Below are 16,318 nucleotides of genomic sequence, written 5' to 3' on the forward strand. Positions count from 1 at the left end.
CATGCCACGCGCCAGCCAGACAGTGAACCAACCCGCCCGGCCCGCCTGTTCCGAGGCGGATCTCAATTTCGCACCCCAGTTCCGTCCCTTCTACGCACAGGAGATCGCCGGCTACGAGCGCGAGCTGGACAAGCTGGTCCTGCCGGGGGAATTCAGGGCGTTGACGGAACGGCCCAGACTGCAATTGCAGGCCTGTCGCCTGCGCGCGGGCGGGCTGGTGGTGAGCCTGGAGTCCACGCCGATCAGCGTGCATCACCGGGCGGATCACGCGGCCGATCTGGAGCACGCGGAGTTTCTGGCGAGCTTCGTGATCGCGGGGCACGGCGTCATCGTCCAGAATGAGGCCACGCTGCCGCTGGAGCCGGGGGACGTCATCTTCCGCACGACCGCGCTGCCGTCCGAGATCCGGATGTACACCGATTCGCGCATCGTGGTGGTGAAGGGGCCGCTTTCGCGCCTGCTTGGCGCGCACAGCCTGGCGATGTCCCAGTTCACCGCGCAGCGCGGGGTGGCCGGCTTGCCGATGGTGCAGACCGCCCATCGCTGCCTGCATCATGTGTTCTTCGACAAGGCGGAATCCAATCCCACCTCGTCGCTGTTTGCCGAGCAGGCGCTGCTTGCGCTGCTGGCCTCGATCTACACCAGCCAGGCGCTGGAGAAGATCCCGGGCGATGCGCGCGCGCCCGCCGACAACTGGCAGGTGCTGGCCAGCTACATCGATGCCCACATCACCGATCCTGAACTGTCGGTGCAGGCGGTGGCGGACGTGCTGCGCGTCACCACGCGCTGGGTGCACCGGCTGTTCAAGACGCGCGCACTGCAATACACCAGCTATGTGCGCGAACGCCGCCTGCAACTGGCCCGAGAAGCGCTGGAGGATCCGCGCCGCTCGCACGTCGAGATCAAGGAGATCGCCGCCTCTTGCGGATTCCAGCATGCGAGCCATTTCATTCGCCGCTTCCATGAACGCTTCGGCATGTCTCCCGCCTTGTACCGCAAGACGGCCAGAAGCGGCGGCGGCGGCGCGTAGGTCCGCGCCGCCTGTGCGTGGATGGCTTCGGCGCGTCAGCCGCGGCGCAAGTCCTGCAACGTGGGCTTCATGAGAAACGCCGAGGTGCCGGCGACGATGCCGAGGAACGCCAGATAAACACCGACGGGAAGAATGCTGTCGAACTTCTGGACCAGCGTCGCCGAGATCAGGGGCGCCAGGCCGCCGCCGATGGCCGCCGAGAACTGGACCCCGATGGACAGTCCGGAATAGCGCAACTCGGCGGGGAACTGGGCGCTGTAGAGGCTGGATTGGGGCGCGATCATGATTGCGTAGTTGAAGGCCATGGCGACGAAGACGGCAAGGCTGTATGCCATCAGCGAGCCGCTGCCCACCGCGAGAAAGATCGGGATGGCCATGAGCCCGAGGAACATGCCGCCCCAGCCACAGACGCGGCGCGCGCCGATGCGGTCGGCCAGCATGCCGAACAGCGGAATGGTGAACATCAGCACGCCCGCGCCGTAGAGCAAGGCATGCAGCGCGTCGGCGCGGCTGAAACCCAGCTTGGACACGGCGTAGGACACCGAGAACACCAGGAAGGTGTAGATCAAGGTGACTTCGGCGATCTTGCAGCCTATGCACAGCAACAGCGATTTGCCATGCGCGCGCAGCAGTTCGCCTAGGGGCATCTTGTCGTCCAGCGGCTGGCTGGCCTGCGCCTTCTCGCGCTTGACCCGCTCGAACTCCGGCGATTCGTCGATGCCGTGGCGGATGAACAGGCCGACGACGATGAGCACGGCGCTGGCCAGGAACGGCAGGCGCCAGCCCCAGGACAGGAAGTCCTCTTCCGGCAGCCGCGTCACCAACGCGAAGGAACCCACCGACAGCAGGATGCCCAAGGGCGCGCCCACCAGCGGCAGGCTGCCGAAGAACGCCTTCCATTTCGGCGGCGCGTGCTCGACCGCCATCAGCATGGCGCCGCCCATCTCGCCGCCGAAAGACAGGCCCTGGCCGATGCGCAGCACCACCAGCAGCACCGCCGCCGAGATGCCGATCTGTTCATAGGTCGGCAGCAGCCCGATGAGCACGGTGCATATGCCCATCAGCAGCAGGCTCAGCGTCAGCATGGACTTGCGGCCAATGCGGTCGCCGAAGTGGCCGAACAGAATGCCGCCGATGGGCCGCGCCAGCATGCCGCTGGCGAACGCGCCGAAGGCCGCCAGCGTGCCGGTGACCGGATCGAACTGCGGGAAGAAGATCTTGTTGAACACCAGGGCGGCGGCGGTGCCGTAGGCGAGGAAGTCGAAGGCTTCCACGGCGGTGCCGATGACCGTCGCGACGGCGACCCGGAACAGGTTCGGTTTCTTGTGTGATTGGGCAATGGGCTGCGCGGCCTGTATGGCGTCCATGTCGTTCCCTCTTGTCTTGTAGTAATGGTTTTGTCGTTGCGTGCGGGGCTCAGGGGCCCGGCGGCACGTATCCCGGCAACTGCCGTATGCGCTCGCGCCACGCTGCAATGGCGGGATAGGCGGCGATGTCGATGGCGGCTTCCTCGGCCAGCGCCAGGTAGCCGTGGCAGGCGATGTCGGCCACGGTCGGCGCATCGCCGCCGGCCAGCCATTCGCTTTCCGCAAGGCGCTTGTCCATGCGTTGCAGCACGCGGTCCGTGCGGGCCTGCATGCCGGGCACGTCGAGCAGGGCCTCGCTCACGCCCAGGTGGTGCGCCGCTTCGGCGTTGCTCACCACATGCGTCAGCCGCAGCGGCTGCAGGCTGTTGGCGATCTCGTTGGCGGACACCGATATCCAGGCGTGCATGGCGCCCATGCGGGGCGGCGGGGCCAGCCACTGGGGGGCGTAATGGTGCGCCAGGTGCAGCAGGATGGCGTGGCTGTCCCAGATGGCGGTGTCGCCATCGGTCAGCGCGGGGATCTGCTGGAAGGCGCTGACGCGCTCGAACTCCGCGGTCTGGTTCTTGCGGGCCAGCACGTCGACGAACGTGCTTTGGTAGTCCCGGCCGATGAGCGCAAGAAAGAGGCGGACCTTGTAGCAGTTGCCGGAGCGCGGGTGGTCGTAAAGGGTCAGCATGCAGTGGCTCCGCGTGTAGGAGGCCCGGCCGGGAAAGGTCCGGCGGTGGGCGGCTGCATGGAATGCTAGGGCTGCGGGCGCCGGCCAGAATTGACGGAGAGAGAACCGCGATTGACCAGATGCGACGCGCAGGCGCCGCTTTGATCGCGCCCCCTGGTTTTCCCGTAGCCAAGTTTGGCCGATTCAGAGCCTGCCGCGCGCGGGGCCGCCGTTGGCGCCATGAAATGCAAACGCCCCCTTGCGGGGGCGGATGACGGGTGGCGCGCGATGCCTGCTATGCCGGATTGTCGATGTCGACGAATTCGACCTTGATGCCGAAGCGTTCGGCCACCGCCTGCCCCAGCGCCTCTACGCCGTAGCGTTCGGTGGCGTGGTGGCCCGCGGCGATGAAGCCCACGCCGGTCTCGCGCGCCAGGTGCACCGTGGATTCGGACACTTCGCCCGTGATGTAGGCGCTGGCGCCCGCGTCCGCGGCATCGGCCAGCATGCCCTGGGCGCCGCCGGTGCACCAGGCGACCCGCGCCAGCGGCTGGCCGGGATCGCCCACGACCAGCGGCTGCCGCCCCAGGCGCTGGGCGACGCGTTCGCCCAGTTGGCCCAGCGTTTGCAGTCCGGGGGCGTCGCCCAGCCATACCAGGTTGTCCGGCCCACAGGTCTGCGGCGAACCGTCATCGCGCAGCGCCGGAGTCAGGCCCAGCACGCGGGCCAGTTGCGCGTTGTTGCCCAGCCTGGGGTGTGCGTCCAGGGGCAGGTGGTAGGCGTACAGGTTCAGGTCGTTCTTCAGGGCCAGGGCCATGCGCGCGCGGCGCGTGCCGATGACGCGGCGGTCTTCGTTGCGCCACATCCAGCCGTGGTGCACCAGCACCGCATCCGCGCCGCGTTCGACCGCCACGCGCAACAAGGCTTCGCTGGCGGTAACTCCGGCGATAATGTGTCCGATTTCGGATCGGCCTTCCACCTGCAGCCCATTGGGGCAGTAGTCCTTGAAGCGCGCCGCTTGCAGGGTGTCGTCCAGCCAGTTGGCCAGGACGCGGGAGTCCACTTTACTCATTGCTAGTCCTATCAGAAACATGCGCCGATATTGGCTGATATTCGCTCAGGCCGTCACGGTCTGCCTGGGTATTCTATTCGTGGTCACGACCTTGCGGCCCGACCTGCTGCGGCTGGCCGGGCCGGCCGCGGGGCCGCAGGCCGCCACGGCGGCGGCCAGGCCGCCCGCCGGGCGCGCCTTGGCGACGGTGTCCTACGCCGACGGCGTGGCCCGCGCCGCGCCGTCCGTGGTCAACGTATACACCACCAAGCACGTGAACGTGCCGCTGATCCCGCTGCCCGACGACCCGCTGCTGCGAGAGCTGTTCGGCCAGGTGCCGGGCGTGACGCGGCGCCAGGCGTCGACCAGCCTGGGTTCCGGCGTGATCGTGAACCAGGACGGCTACGTGCTGACCAATTACCACGTCGTGCAGGCGGCCGACGCGATCGAGGTCGCCCTCGCCGATGGCCGCCGCGACGCCGCCAAGGTGGTGGGCGCGGACCCCGACACCGATCTCGCGGTGCTCAGGCTGGCCACCTTGCGCGCCGTGCCCGCCGCCACGCTGGCGCCCGACCGGGGCCTGCGCGTGGGCGACGTGGTGCTGGCCATCGGCAATCCGTTCGGCGTGGGGCAGACCACGACGCTGGGCATCGTGTCGGCGCTGGGCCGCAATGGCCTGGGGCTGAATACCTACGAACATTTCATCCAGACCGACGCGGCGATCAATCCGGGCAATTCGGGCGGCGCGCTGATCGACGCTGCGGGCAATCTGGTCGGCATCAACACCGCCATCTATTCCGAATCCGGCGGATCGATGGGGATCGGCTTCGCCACGCCCATCGAGATCGCGCGCAAGGTCATGGACGAGATCGTCAAGACCGGCGGGGTCAAGCGCGGCTGGCTGGGCGTGGAGCCGCAGGACGTGACGCCGGAACTGGCGCGCGCGTTCGACCTGGACCGCGATACCACGGGCGTGATCATCGCCGGCGTGATGCGCGACGGGCCCGCCGCGCGCGGCGGCCTGCGCGTGGGCGATATCGTGCAGTCGGTCAACGGCAAGCGCATGGCCGACACCAGCAGCCTGCTGTCGGAGATCGCGCAGTTGCCGCCGGGCCAGCGCGCCACGCTGGGCATCCTGCGCGGCGGCAAGCCGGTGGAACTGGCGGTGGTGGTGGGCACGCGCCCGGGCAAGCCGCGCTAGGAGCTGCCCGCATTGACCGGGGTTTCGCGGGAGCCCTGGGGCGCGGCGGCGCCCTGCAGCATCAGGCGGACCGCCAGCAGGACCGTCTTCTTGGTGCTTTCGGGCTGTTGCCGCAGCAGCGCCCGGATTTCGGCGCAATAGCCGTCGGAGGCATCGTCGGGGTGGCAGGCGCCGCCGGTTGCGGCGGCGGCCGCGCAGGGCGCCACGCCGTCGGTCAGCCACGGCACGCTGGTGTCCAGCGCGCGGGCCAGCCGCAGCAAGGTGGCCCGCGATGGCGAGTAGCGGTCTTCGCGCGTGAGGATCCGGTGGATGCAGGACTGCGGCACGCCGGAGATGCGCGCCAACTGGTTCTGGCTTTTGATGCCGCGCCACCGCATCAGGGTGTGCAGGCGTTGGGCAAGTGACATGGCTGCAATTTAGGATTGCGGCCAGCGGCTTACAACGTGAAACGGTCCTGCTTGCGCGCAGGACCGCCAGGGAGCGCTATCGGCGTTCGGTCAGGGAGTCCGACGCCTCTTCGTCCGCCGCGTCCGGCTTGGGCGTGACCATGCGGGCGCAGACCAGCCCGATTTCGTAGAGCAGGCACAGCGGCACGGCCAGCATGAACTGGCTGACCACGTCGGGCGGCGTGACGACGGCGGCGATGATGAACGCGCCCACTACCACGTAGCCGCGGGCGGACTTCAGCTTGGACAGTTCGACCACGCCCATCTTCACCAGAAGCACGACCGCCACGGGCACTTCGAAGGTGATGCCGAACGCCATGAACATGGTCATGACGAAGCTGAGATAGGCCTCGATGTCGGGCGCCGGCGTGATGGACTGCGGCGCGAACGTGGCGATGAAGTGGAACACCGTGCGGAACACCACGAAATAGCAGAACGCCATGCCCGCGATGAACAGAAGGGTGCTGGAAATGATGAGCGGCAGCGCCAGGCGCTTTTCGTGCTTGTACAGCCCGGGGGCCACGAAGGCCCAGGCCTGGTACAGCACCACGGGCAGCGCCACGATGAAGGCGGCCATCATCGTGACCTTGACGGGCACCATGAACGGCGTGATCACGCCGGTGGCGATCATGCGCGTGCCTTCCGGCAGCGAGGCGAGCATGGGCTGGGCCAGAACGTCGTAGATGGCCGACGCGCCGGGGTAGATGAACAGCACGATGAACACGCCGACCACCGCGGCGACGGCGCGCAGCAGCCGGGTGCGCAATTCGACCAGGTGGGAGATGAAGGTCTCCTGCTGGCCTTCTTCTTGGGAGGCGTCCTGGGTCACGTCGGTGTTCCGGAGGGCGAGACGGGCTTGGCCTCGCCGGCATTGGGCGCGCTGGGCGCCGGGGCGGGTTGCGGGGCGGCGGCGGGCGCGGGCTCGGCTGCCGGGGGAAGGTCCAGGTCCAGGTTGTGGTTCTGGCCGGGCGGGGCGATCGTGCGGGCCGGTTCGACCGGCGCGTCCGCGGCGGTCTCCGGCTCTGCCTTGCCGCTGGCGGCGCGGGCGACTTCGTCGAGTTCCGCGCGGAACTGCTGGACCGGTTCCTGGAGCGAGGCTTGCGTTTCGTTCAGGGAGCTTTGTACGCCCTGGGCGGCGTCTTCCATTTCGCTCTTGAATTTGCGCAGTTCGTCGAGTTCGATTTCGCGCTGGATATCGGACTTCACGTCATTGACGTAACGTTGCGCGCGCCCCAGCAGGTGGCCGACGGTGCGGGCCACCTTGGGCAGGCGTTCGGGTCCGATGACGATCAAGGCGACGACGCCGATCACCATCAGTTCAGTGAGGCTGACATCAAACATTCGACGGCCGCTTGGAAGTTGATGCGATGAGGGCCTGCCCGGTCAGGGCGGGCCCGGGAGGCAGGCGGGGGCTCAGGAGTTGGATTTTTCCTTGGCCTGCACGTCGATGGTTTCGCCGGAGACGCGCTGCTGCGCGATCGGTTCCGCGGGCTTGTCGCTGTTGGCTTCCTTCATGCCTTCCTTGAAACCCTTCACCGCTCCGCCGAGGTCCGAGCCGATGTTGCGCAGCTTCTTGGTGCCGAAAATCAGCGCCACGATGACCAGGACGACCAACCAATGCCAAATGCTGAAACTACCCATGATGTTTCTCCGAATTACGCGGTGGGGGCCACGCGCCCTTTCCAGGGGCGCGAGCCGCCGATGATGTGGAAATGCAGATGAGGGACTTCCTGGCCGCCTTCGACGCCAGAGTTGACCATGATGCGAAATCCGCCATCGGGGCCCGGGCGGCAGCCATTCTCGGCGGCGAGCCGCGGGGCCAATGTCATCATTCTACCCAACCAGCCTGCGTCCTCGGCCGTAATATCCTGCATGGATGTGACATGACGTCGAGGGATCAGCAGCAAATGCACCGGCGCGGCGGGATTGATGTCGTGGAACGCAACGAAATCCTCGTCTTCATAGACCTTCTTGGACGGGATGTCGCCAGTGGCGATCTTGCAGAAGATACAGTTGTCGCTCATATCCGGGTTTCCGTGGTCAGTCTTGCGGGCGGCTCGCTTTTTCCGCCAGTCCCGACAGCCCTTCGCGGCGGGCCAGTTCGGCCAGCACGTCTTCGGGACGCAGGTTGAAGTGGGTCAAGGCGACCAGGCAATGGAACCACAGGTCGGCGGTTTCGCTGACGATGCGGTCCGGCACGCCGTCCTTGGCGGCCATGACCAGCTCCGTGGCTTCCTCGCCGATTTTCTTCAGGAAGGCGTCCGGCCCCTTGGCCAGCAGCTTGGCGGAATAGGAGGCCTTGGGGTCGCCGCCGTTCTCGGGGCGGCGGGTTTCCAGGGTGTCGGCGATGCGCGCCAGGATCTCGGCGGCGCTTGCGGCTTGGTCGGTCATTTGTAGATCAGTTCGGGGTCTTTGAGCACGGGGTCCACCGTGACCCAGGCGGCCTGGCCGGTCTGGCCTTCCAGGCGGCGGTAGAAGCAACTGGCGCGGCCGGTATGGCAGGCGATGCCGCCTTCCTGGTGCACCTTGAGCAGGATCACGTCGCCGTCGCAGTCCAGGCGCAGTTCGTGCACTTGCTGCACATGGCCGGATTCCTCGCCCTTGCGCCACAGGCGCTGGCGCGAACGCGACCAGTACACGGCGCGGCCGGTGGCCGCGGTTTCGGCCAGGGATTCACGGTTCATCCAGGCCACCATCATGATCTGGCCGTTGTCGGCGTCCTGCGCGATGGCGGGGATCAGGCCGTTTTCGTCGAAAACGACGTCGGCCAGCCAGGCGGGTTCGTTGCTCATTTCTCTATCCATAGTCCCGCGCGCAGCACCCAAAACCAGCGCGGCGCGATCCATAATCTTACGGCAATACATTGTTGCACGCGCCACCGCCCCGCAAACAACCGCTGCCGCTCAAGTGGGGCCGCACGGATCCGGGCTCCGCCGGTCCGTCGCGGCGCCCCCCTGGGGGGGAAGCGCCGCAGGCGCTCCGGGGGGGTCACAGCCTCACAGGGATCCCCAGCCCAGCCATGAACCGCTTGCATTCGCCCACGGTATGCTGGCCGAAGTGGAAGATGCTGGCGGCCAGGACCGCGCTGGCGCGGCCGGCGGTGACGCCGTCGGCCAGATGTTGCAACGTGCCGACGCCGCCCGAGGCGATGACGGGCACCGGCACCGCGTCCGAGACGGCGCGCGTGAGTTCCAGGTCGAAACCGGACTTGGTGCCGTCGCGGTCCATGCTGGTCAGCAGGATTTCGCCCGCGCCATAGGCCGCCATGCGGCGCGCCCAGGCCACCGCGTCCAGGCCGGTGGCCTTGCGGCCGCCGTGGGTGAAGACTTCCCAGCGGGCGGGTTCGCCCGCGGCCGACACGCGGCGCGCGTCGATCGCCACCACCACGCACTGCGAGCCGTGGTAGTCCGAGGCGGCGCGGACCAGGTCCGGATTGGCCACGGCGGCGCTGTTGATGCTGATCTTGTCGGCGCCGGCGTTGAGCAGGCGCTGGATGTCGGACACCTGGCGCACGCCGCCGCCCACCGTCAGCGGGATGAAGACCTGCGAGGCCACCTGTTCGATGATGGGCAGGATCAGGTCGCGGCCGTCGCTGGTGGCGGTGATGTCCAGGAACGTGAGTTCGTCGGCGCCCTGCTCGTTGTAGCGGCGGGCGATTTCGACGGGGTCTCCCGCGTCGGCCAGGTTCACGAAGTTCACGCCCTTGACCACCCGCCCGGCGGTGACGTCGAGGCAGGGGATGATGCGGCGGGTCAGTCCGTTCGCCGCGGGCGCGGCGGCGCCGGAGGTGCTGCTGGAGAGGGTCATTTTGCCAATTCGTCGGCGCGGGCCTGCGCCGACCGGAAGTCGAGCGTGCCTTCGTAGATGCTGCGGCCCAGGATGGCGCCTTCGACGCCCTCTTCTTCGACGGCGCACAGGGCTTCGATGTCCTGGATGCCGGCGATGCCGCCCGAGGCGTAGACGGGGATGCGCACGTGCTGGGCCAGGCGGACCGTGGCTTCGACGTTGACGCCCGACAGCATGCCGTCGCGGCCGATGTCGGTGTAGATGATGGCCTCGCAGCCGTAGTCCTCGAACTTCTTGGCCAGGTCCAGCACGTCGTGGCGGGTCAGCTTGCTCCAGCCGTCGGTGGCGATCTTGCCGTCGCGGGCGTCCAGGCCGACGATGATCTGGCCCGGGAAGGCGCCGCAGGCGTCCTGCAGGAAGCCGGGGTTCTTGACGGCGGCCGTGCCGATGATCACGTAGGAAATGCCGGCGTCCAGGTAGCGCTCGATGGTGTCGAGGTCGCGGATGCCGCCGCCGATCTGGACGGGGATGTCGTCGCCGACGGCGTCCAGGATCGCCTTGATGGGGGCTTCGTTCTTGGGTTTGCCGGCAACGGCGCCGTTCAGGTCGACCAGGTGGAGGCGGCGGGCGCCTTGGTCCAGCCAGCGGGCGGCCATGGCGGCGGGGTCTTCAGAGAACACCGTTGCATCGTCCAGGTCGCCCTGGCGCAGACGCACGCAGCGTCCGTCTTTGAGATCGATGGCGGGGATCAGCAGCATGGTGGGCAGCGAGAAAAATAATGGTTGAATGGGCGGGCGGCCGCGAGCCGGGAAAGCTACGGCTGCCAGTCTACAAAATTGCGATACAGGCGCAAACCGTGCTCGGCGCTCTTTTCCGGGTGGAACTGCACCGCGAAAATGTTAGCTGCCGCCACCGCGCAGGTAAAGGCAAGACCATAATCGGTTTCACCGACGGTCAGGCCGGGATCCGCCGGATCGGCGTAGTAACTATGGACGAAGTAGAAGTGCGTTTCGTCCGGAATGCCGGCCCAGATAGGATGAGAGCGCGTCTGGCGGACTTTGTTCCATCCCATGTGAGGCACCTTGAGGAGCTCGGGGCGGGTGTCGGCCGGGCCCGCGCCGCCGGTATCGGCCAGGCAGGCGTCATCGGCCGCCAGCGGGTCCGCGAAGCGCGGGCCCGAGAAGCGGCGTACCACGCCGGGGAACAGCCCCAGGCAGGACGTGCCGCCTTCTTCGCTGGAATCGAACAGCATCTGTTCGCCCACGCAGACGCCCAACAGGGGCTTTTCGCGCGCAGCGCGCACCACGGCTTCGCGCAGCCCGGATTCATTCAGGGTGCGCATGCAGTCCGCCATGGCGCCCTGCCCGGGAAACACGACGCGGTCGGCCGCGGCGATTTCCTGGGGCTGGTTGCAGATGCGGATGTCGGCATCGGGGGCGGCGTATTTCAGGGCGCGGGCGACGGAGTGGAAATTTCCCATTCCGTAGTCGACGATGGCGATAGTGGTCACTTCTTTCTGCCTGGATCGGTGGGATCGCGAACGTTACAGCACGCCCTTGGTGGAGGGCACGGTGTCGCCCATGCGGGGGTCGACTTCCAGGGCCATGCGCAGGGCGCGGCCACAGGCCTTGAAGACCGTTTCCGCCTGGTGGTGGGCGTTGACGCCGCGCAGGTTGTCGATGTGCAGCGTGATCAGGGCATGGTTGACCAGGCCCTGGAAGAATTCGCGGGTCAGGTCCACGTCGAAATCGCCGATGCGGGCGCGGGTGAACGGGATGTGGTATTCCAGGCCGGGACGGCCCGAGAAGTCCACCACCACGCGCGACAGGGCTTCGTCCAGCGGCACGTAGGCGTGGCCGTAGCGGCGCAGGCCGGCCTTGGTGCCGGCCGCTTTCGCGATGGCCATGCCGAGCGTGATGCCCACGTCTTCCACCGTGTGGTGCGCATCGATGTGCAGGTCGCCCTCGGCCTTGATGTCGAGATCGATCAGGCCGTGGCGCGCGATCTGGTCCAGCATGTGGTCCAGGAAGGGCACGCCGGTGTCGATCGTCTGCTTGCCGGTGCCGTCGAGGTTGACGGCCACGCGGATGCGGGTTTCGTTGGTGTTGCGGGTGATCTCAGCGGTACGCATGTTAAGCACTCAAAATCTCTTGCAGGGCGGATAGCAAGGCGGCGTTTTCAGCCGGGGTGCCCACCGAGATGCGCAGGCAATTGGCCAGTAGCGGATGGGCGTTGGAGAAGTTGCGAATCAATATTTTGCGCGTTTTCAGCGCAAGATGCACGGCGTTGCCGTCCAGCTTGCCGGAAAAGCGGGCGAGTACGAAATTCCCCGCGGAAGGGAATACCCGCACCCCGGGCAGCCGGGCCAGGGCGGCGGCCAGCGGCTCGCGGTCGGCGCGCAGCCGCGCGGCCTGTTCGTCCAGCACGGCCTTGTGGCGCAGCACGGCCGACAGGGTGGCCTGGGTCAGCACGTCCAGATTGTAGGGGGGGCGGACCTTGTCCAGTTCCGCGATCCAGGCGGGGTGGCCGGCCAGGTAGCCGAAGCGCAGGCCGGCCAGGCCGATCTTGGACACCGTGCGCATGACGACCGTGTTGGGCGCGTCCAGCACCCGGGGCATCCAGGTGCTGCCGGCGAAGGGCTGGTAGGCCTCGTCCAGCACCACCAGCCCGGGGGCGGCGTCGATGATGGCCTGGATCGCGCCGTCGGGCCACAGGCCCCCGGTGGGGTTATTGGGCACGGCCAGGAACACCACCTTGGGCTGGTGCTCGCGGATGGCGGCCAGTATGGCCGGCAGGTCCAGCTCCAGGTCTTCGGTCAGCGGCACGCCGACGAAGCGGGCATGGTCGAAACGCGCCGCCATATCGAAGTACACGAACGAAGGCCACGGCGACAGTATGGCGTCGCCGGGATCGCAGCAGGCCTGCACGATGAGGTGGATGAGCTCATCCGAGCCGTTGCCGAACAGTACGTCCGCCGCTTCCGGGACGCCGAAGGCCGTCTTGACGGTGCCTCGCAGCGCCGACAGGTCGGCGGCCGGGTAGCGGTTCAGCGGCGTATCGCGCACGGCGCGGGCGATGTCCTCGCGCACCGCCTCCGGCAGCTCGTAGGGGCATTCCATCGCGTCCAGCTTGATGCAGCCTTCGGCGTGGGCCACCGGATAGGCGGCCAGCCCGCGGATGTCCGCCCGGACGGTGCCGGCGATGCGGCCGGCGATGCTTGCCGCCGGGGCAGGGCTCATGGCTTGTCGACCCGGTACTGGGCGCTGGCGGCGTGCGCCTGCAGGCCCTCGCCCAGCGCCAGTTCGGCGGCGATGCGGCCCAGGGTCTGCGCGCCCTGGTGCGAGACCTGGATCAGGCTGGAGCGCTTCTGGAAGTCGTAGACGCCCAGCGGCGACGAGAAACGGGCCGTGCGCGAGGTCGGCAGCACGTGGTTCGGGCCGGCGCAGTAGTCGCCCAGGGCCTCGGAGCTGAAGCGTCCCATGAAGATCGCGCCGGCGTGGCGGATCTGCGCGGTCCATTTCTCCGGATGCTCGGTGGAGATCTCCAGGTGCTCGGGCGCGATGTCGTTGGCGATGCGGCAGGCTTCTTCCAGGCTTTCGACCAGGATCAGCGCGCCGCGGTTGGCCAGGCTGACCCGCAGGATGTCGGCGCGCGGCATCGTGGGCAGCAGGCGTTCGATGGCGGCCTGGACTTCTTCGATGAAGGCGGCGTCCGGGCACAGCAGGATGGACTGCGCGAGTTCGTCGTGCTCGGCCTGCGAGAACAGGTCCATGGCGATCCAGTCGGCCGGCGTGTTGCCGTCGCAGATGACCAGGATTTCGCTGGGACCGGCGATCATGTCGATGCCGACCACGCCGAACACGCGGCGCTTGGCGGCGGCGACGTAGGCGTTGCCCGGGCCGACGATCTTGTCGACGGCCGGCACGGTGGCGGTGCCGTAGGCCAGCGCGCCCACGGCCTGCGCGCCGCCGATGGCGAACACGCGGTCCACGCCGCCGATGGCGGCGGCAGCCAGCACGATGGGATTGCGCGCGCCGTCGGGCGTGGGCGTGACCATGATCAGTTCCTGCACGCCCGCGACCTTGGCCGGGATGGCGTTCATCAGCACCGACGAGGGGTAAGCCGCCTTGCCGCCGGGCACGTACAGGCCCACGCGGTCCAGCGGGGTCACCTGCTGGCCCAGCATCGTGCCGTCCGCCTCGGTGTAGGTCCAGGTCTCGGCGCGCTGGCGCTCGTGGTAGCCGCGCACGCGGTCGGCGGCGGCTTCCAGGGCGTTGCGCTGGGCGGCCGGCAGCGCGGCCAGGGCCGCATGCCAGTCGGCCTTGGGAATCTCCAGCGTGCCGGCGGACGCGCCGGGCATGCGGTCGAAGCGCTGCGTGTATTCCACCAGGGCGGCGTCGCCGCGGGCGCGTACGTCGGCCAGGATGCCGGCGGCGGCGCGGTCGATGGACTCGTCCTCGGCGGCCTCGAAGGCCAGCAGCTTGGACAGGGCGGATTTGAATCCGGGATCGCGGGAGTCGAGACGATTGATCAGGGCCATGGCGTCATGGTGCAGGTAACGGCCGCCGCGGCGTCGCGGCGGGCGGGGGTCAGGCGTTGCGGGAGGCGGCTCTTTCGAACGCGTCCAGCAGCGGTTGCAGGCGGGCGCCGCGGGTTTTCAGCGCCGCCTGGTTGACGATCAGGCGCGAGGAGATCGGCATGATGTCCTCGACCGCGACCAGGTCGTTGGCGCGCAGCGTGCCGCCGGTGGACACCAGGTCCACGATGCAATCGGCCAGGCCGACCAGCGGCGCCAGCTCCATCGAACCATACAGCTTGATGATGTCGACGTATACGCCCTTGGACGCAAAGTGTTCACGGGCTGAATGCACGTACTTCGTGGCCACGCGCAGGCGCGCGCCCTGGTGGACGGCGCCTTCGTAGTCGAAGCCGTTGCGCACGGCCACGGCCAGGCGGCACTTGGCGATGTTCAGGTCGATCGGCTGGTACAGGCCGCCGGGCTGTTCCTTGGCGTGCTCGATCAGCACGTCCTTGCCCGCGATGCCCAGGTCGGCCGCGCCGTACTGCACATAGGTGGGCACGTCCGAGGCCCGCACGATGATCAGGCGCAGGCCGGGGTCGCTGGTCGGCAGGATCAGCTTGCGCGAGCTTTCCGGGTTCTCGGATACCTCGATGCCGGCCTCGGCCAGGAGGGGCATGGTTTCTTCGAAGATCCGTCCCTTGGACAGAGCCAGGGTCAGGGGCGTGACGGGGGAATCGCTCATGCTGCCTGTTCCTTGCCGGTAATGCGTTGGATGTTTGCGCCGAGGGCGCGCAATTTCACTTCCATCTGGTCGTAGCCGCGATCCAGGTGGTAGATGCGGTCGACCAGGGTATCGCCCTCGGCGGCCAGGCCGGCGATGACCAGGCTGGCCGAGGCGCGCAGGTCGGTGGCCATGACGGTGGCGCCCGACAGGCGCCGCACGCCGCGCACCACCGCGGTGTGGCCGTCGATGTCGATGTCCGCGCCCATGCGGCGCAGTTCCTGCACGTGCATGTAGCGGTTTTCGAAGATCGTTTCGACGATGACCGAGGTGCCGTCGGCCACGGCGTTCAGCGCCATGACCTGGGCCTGCATGTCGGTGGCGAAGCCCGGGTACTCGTGCGTGCGGAACCCCACGGCGCGGGGGCGCGAGGACATGGCGCCGCGGATCCAGCCGGGGCCGGTTTCGATGGCGACGCCGGCCTCGGCCAGCTTGTCCAGGGTGGCGCCGAGGATGTCGGCGTCGGTGTTGCGCAGGACGATGTCGCCGCCGGCCGCGCCCACGGCGCACAGGAAGGTGCCGGCTTCGATGCGGTCGGAGATGACGCGGTGTTCGGCGCCATGCAGGCGGTCCACGCCGTCGATCACGATGCGGTCGGTGCCGTGGCCCTGGATGCGGGCGCCCATCTTGATGAGCAGCTCGGCCAGGTCCACCACTTCAGGCTCGCGCGCGGCGTTTTCCAGCACGGTCTGGCCTTCGGCCAGCACGGCGGCCATCAGCAGGTTCTCGGTGCCGGTGACTGTGACCATGTCGGTGCGGATGGAGGCGCCCTTCAGGCGCTTGGCGCGCGCCACCACGAAGCCGTGCTCGATGCTGATGTCCGCGCCCAGCGCGGACAGGCCCTTGATGTGCTGGTCCACCGGGCGCTGGCCGATGGTGCAGCCGCCGGGCAGGCTGACGCGGGCCTCGCCGAAGCGCGCCACCAGCGGGCCCAGCACCAGGATGGAGGCGCGCATGGTCTTGACCAGGTCGTACGGGGCTTCCAGGTTGTCGACCTTGTCGGCCTGGAGCGTGACGATGCCGTCCGCGCCGCGTTCCGCGCGCACGCCCATGCGGGCGAGCAGGCGCAGCATGGTGGCCGTGTCGTTCAGGTGCGGGACGTTGGACAGGGCCAGCGTGTCGGCCGTCAGCAGGCTGGCGCACAGGATCGGCAGGGCCGAGTTCTTGGCGCCGGAGATGGAGATCTCGCCGTGCAGCGGCGAGCCGCCGGTGATGCGCAGTTTGTCCATTACTGTCCTGCCTGCCGGTATTCGTCGGGCGTCAGCGTGCGCATGGAGAGCGCGTGGATCTCGGCCTTCATGCGGTCGCCCAGCGCGGCATAGACCAGTTGATGGCGCTGGATGAGGCGCTTGCCTTCGAAGGCCGCGCTGACGATGACGGCGTCGAAGTGGGAACCGTCGCCTTGCACGTCGAGATGTTCACAGGGCAGGCCGTCCGCGATGTACTGGCGGACTTGCGCGGGAGTGGGAAGCATGGACG

21 protein-coding genes are annotated in these 16,318 nt (G+C 68.1%); 2 read left to right on the top strand and 19 right to left on the bottom strand.

Going from position 1 to position 16,318, the window contains the following annotated elements; all coding sequences use genetic code 11:
* Position 1 precedes the first annotated feature (1 nt).
* Complete coding sequence (locus WHX56_RS05660) at positions 2-1,030, top strand: AraC family transcriptional regulator (protein ID WP_338880692.1); 1,029 nt, start codon at positions 2-4, stop codon at positions 1,028-1,030.
* A gap of 35 nt (positions 1,031-1,065) precedes the next feature.
* Here WHX56_RS05660 and WHX56_RS05665 read toward each other — a convergent pair whose 3' ends face one another.
* The 3 genes from WHX56_RS05665 to WHX56_RS05675 form a co-directional block, all read right to left on the bottom strand.
* Entirely contained in the window at positions 1,066-2,397 is a 1,332-nt protein-coding gene (locus WHX56_RS05665; RefSeq protein ID WP_129246016.1) for an MFS transporter, read from the bottom strand.
* 49 nt (positions 2,398-2,446) lie between these two features.
* A complete protein-coding gene (locus tag WHX56_RS05670) occupies positions 2,447-3,073 on the bottom strand; it encodes a glutathione S-transferase family protein (RefSeq protein WP_338880693.1) in 627 nt (208 codons plus the stop codon).
* 274 nt (positions 3,074-3,347) lie between these two features.
* Positions 3,348-4,124 (bottom strand): Nif3-like dinuclear metal center hexameric protein, encoded by a 777-nt coding sequence (locus tag WHX56_RS05675; protein ID WP_338880694.1) that lies wholly within the window; start codon positions 4,122-4,124, stop codon positions 3,348-3,350.
* 19 nt (positions 4,125-4,143) lie between these two features.
* On the opposite strand from WHX56_RS05675, the gene WHX56_RS05680 reads away from it, so the two are divergent.
* Positions 4,144-5,304, top strand: a complete 1,161-nt coding sequence (locus WHX56_RS05680; RefSeq protein WP_287754049.1) for a trypsin-like peptidase domain-containing protein — start codon at positions 4,144-4,146, stop codon at positions 5,302-5,304.
* Here WHX56_RS05680 and WHX56_RS05685 read toward each other — a convergent pair.
* From WHX56_RS05685 to WHX56_RS05760, 16 genes are all read right to left on the bottom strand, one after another.
* Positions 5,301-5,711, bottom strand: a complete 411-nt coding sequence (locus tag WHX56_RS05685; RefSeq protein WP_338880695.1) for a helix-turn-helix transcriptional regulator — start codon at positions 5,709-5,711, stop codon at positions 5,301-5,303. The two genes, WHX56_RS05680 and WHX56_RS05685, sit on opposite strands and share 4 nt — an antisense overlap.
* A 76-nt stretch (positions 5,712-5,787) precedes the next feature.
* Positions 5,788-6,579: a twin-arginine translocase subunit TatC gene (tatC, locus tag WHX56_RS05690; protein WP_129246804.1), complete on the bottom strand. Its 792-nt coding sequence runs from the start codon at positions 6,577-6,579 to the stop codon at positions 5,788-5,790.
* Entirely contained in the window at positions 6,576-7,091 is a 516-nt protein-coding gene (gene tatB / locus WHX56_RS05695; RefSeq protein WP_338880696.1) for a Sec-independent protein translocase protein TatB, read from the bottom strand. Before tatB ends, tatC begins: the two co-directional genes overlap by 4 nt.
* A 72-nt stretch (positions 7,092-7,163) precedes the next feature.
* Positions 7,164-7,391, bottom strand: coding sequence for a Sec-independent protein translocase subunit TatA (tatA, locus tag WHX56_RS05700; RefSeq protein ID WP_043545046.1), 228 nt, complete (start codon positions 7,389-7,391; stop codon positions 7,164-7,166).
* A 14-nt stretch (positions 7,392-7,405) separates the two neighbouring features.
* Positions 7,406-7,774, bottom strand: a complete 369-nt coding sequence (locus tag WHX56_RS05705; protein WP_129246800.1) for a histidine triad nucleotide-binding protein — start codon at positions 7,772-7,774, stop codon at positions 7,406-7,408.
* Between the two features lie 16 nt (positions 7,775-7,790).
* The gene (locus tag WHX56_RS05710) at positions 7,791-8,141 is read right to left on the bottom strand and encodes a phosphoribosyl-ATP diphosphatase (RefSeq protein ID WP_338880697.1); all 351 of its coding nucleotides are present in this window, start codon (positions 8,139-8,141) and stop codon (positions 7,791-7,793) included.
* Positions 8,138-8,542 carry a phosphoribosyl-AMP cyclohydrolase gene (gene hisI / locus WHX56_RS05715; RefSeq protein WP_287754057.1) on the bottom strand — a complete coding sequence of 135 codons (405 nt, stop codon included), beginning with the start codon at positions 8,540-8,542 and terminating at the stop codon, positions 8,138-8,140. The genes WHX56_RS05710 and hisI overlap by 4 nt, the downstream gene beginning before the upstream one ends.
* Before the next feature lie 196 nt (positions 8,543-8,738).
* Complete coding sequence (gene hisF, locus WHX56_RS05720; RefSeq protein WP_338880699.1) at positions 8,739-9,557, bottom strand: imidazole glycerol phosphate synthase subunit HisF; 819 nt, start codon at positions 9,555-9,557, stop codon at positions 8,739-8,741.
* Positions 9,554-10,294: a 1-(5-phosphoribosyl)-5-[(5-phosphoribosylamino)methylideneamino]imidazole-4-carboxamide isomerase gene (gene hisA, locus WHX56_RS05725; RefSeq protein WP_129246792.1), complete on the bottom strand. Its 741-nt coding sequence runs from the start codon at positions 10,292-10,294 to the stop codon at positions 9,554-9,556. The genes hisF and hisA overlap by 4 nt, the downstream gene beginning before the upstream one ends.
* A 56-nt stretch (positions 10,295-10,350) precedes the next feature.
* Positions 10,351-11,046 carry an imidazole glycerol phosphate synthase subunit HisH gene (locus WHX56_RS05730; protein ID WP_129246790.1) on the bottom strand — a complete coding sequence of 232 codons (696 nt, stop codon included), beginning with the start codon at positions 11,044-11,046 and terminating at the stop codon, positions 10,351-10,353.
* A 33-nt stretch (positions 11,047-11,079) separates the two neighbouring features.
* Positions 11,080-11,667: an imidazoleglycerol-phosphate dehydratase HisB gene (hisB, locus tag WHX56_RS05735; protein ID WP_129246788.1), complete on the bottom strand. Its 588-nt coding sequence runs from the start codon at positions 11,665-11,667 to the stop codon at positions 11,080-11,082.
* A 1-nt stretch (position 11,668) separates the two neighbouring features.
* Complete coding sequence (gene hisC, locus WHX56_RS05740) at positions 11,669-12,775, bottom strand: histidinol-phosphate transaminase (protein WP_338880700.1); 1,107 nt, start codon at positions 12,773-12,775, stop codon at positions 11,669-11,671.
* Positions 12,772-14,076, bottom strand: a complete 1,305-nt coding sequence (hisD, locus tag WHX56_RS05745) for a histidinol dehydrogenase (RefSeq protein ID WP_129246784.1) — start codon at positions 14,074-14,076, stop codon at positions 12,772-12,774. Before hisD ends, hisC begins: the two co-directional genes overlap by 4 nt.
* Positions 14,077-14,125: 49 nt before the next feature.
* On the bottom strand, positions 14,126-14,800 hold the full coding sequence (gene hisG, locus WHX56_RS05750) for an ATP phosphoribosyltransferase (protein ID WP_338880701.1): 675 nt from the start codon (positions 14,798-14,800) through the stop codon (positions 14,126-14,128).
* Positions 14,797-16,068, bottom strand: coding sequence for a UDP-N-acetylglucosamine 1-carboxyvinyltransferase (gene murA, locus WHX56_RS05755; protein ID WP_338880702.1), 1,272 nt, complete (start codon positions 16,066-16,068; stop codon positions 14,797-14,799). The genes hisG and murA overlap by 4 nt, the downstream gene beginning before the upstream one ends.
* The gene (locus WHX56_RS05760; protein WP_043545032.1) at positions 16,068-16,313 is read right to left on the bottom strand and encodes a BolA family protein; all 246 of its coding nucleotides are present in this window, start codon (positions 16,311-16,313) and stop codon (positions 16,068-16,070) included. The genes murA and WHX56_RS05760 overlap by 1 nt, the downstream gene beginning before the upstream one ends.
* Positions 16,314-16,318 lie beyond the last annotated feature (5 nt).

The organism is Achromobacter veterisilvae (assembly GCF_037619525.1).
GTDB lineage: Bacteria > Pseudomonadota > Gammaproteobacteria > Burkholderiales > Burkholderiaceae_B > Achromobacter > Achromobacter veterisilvae.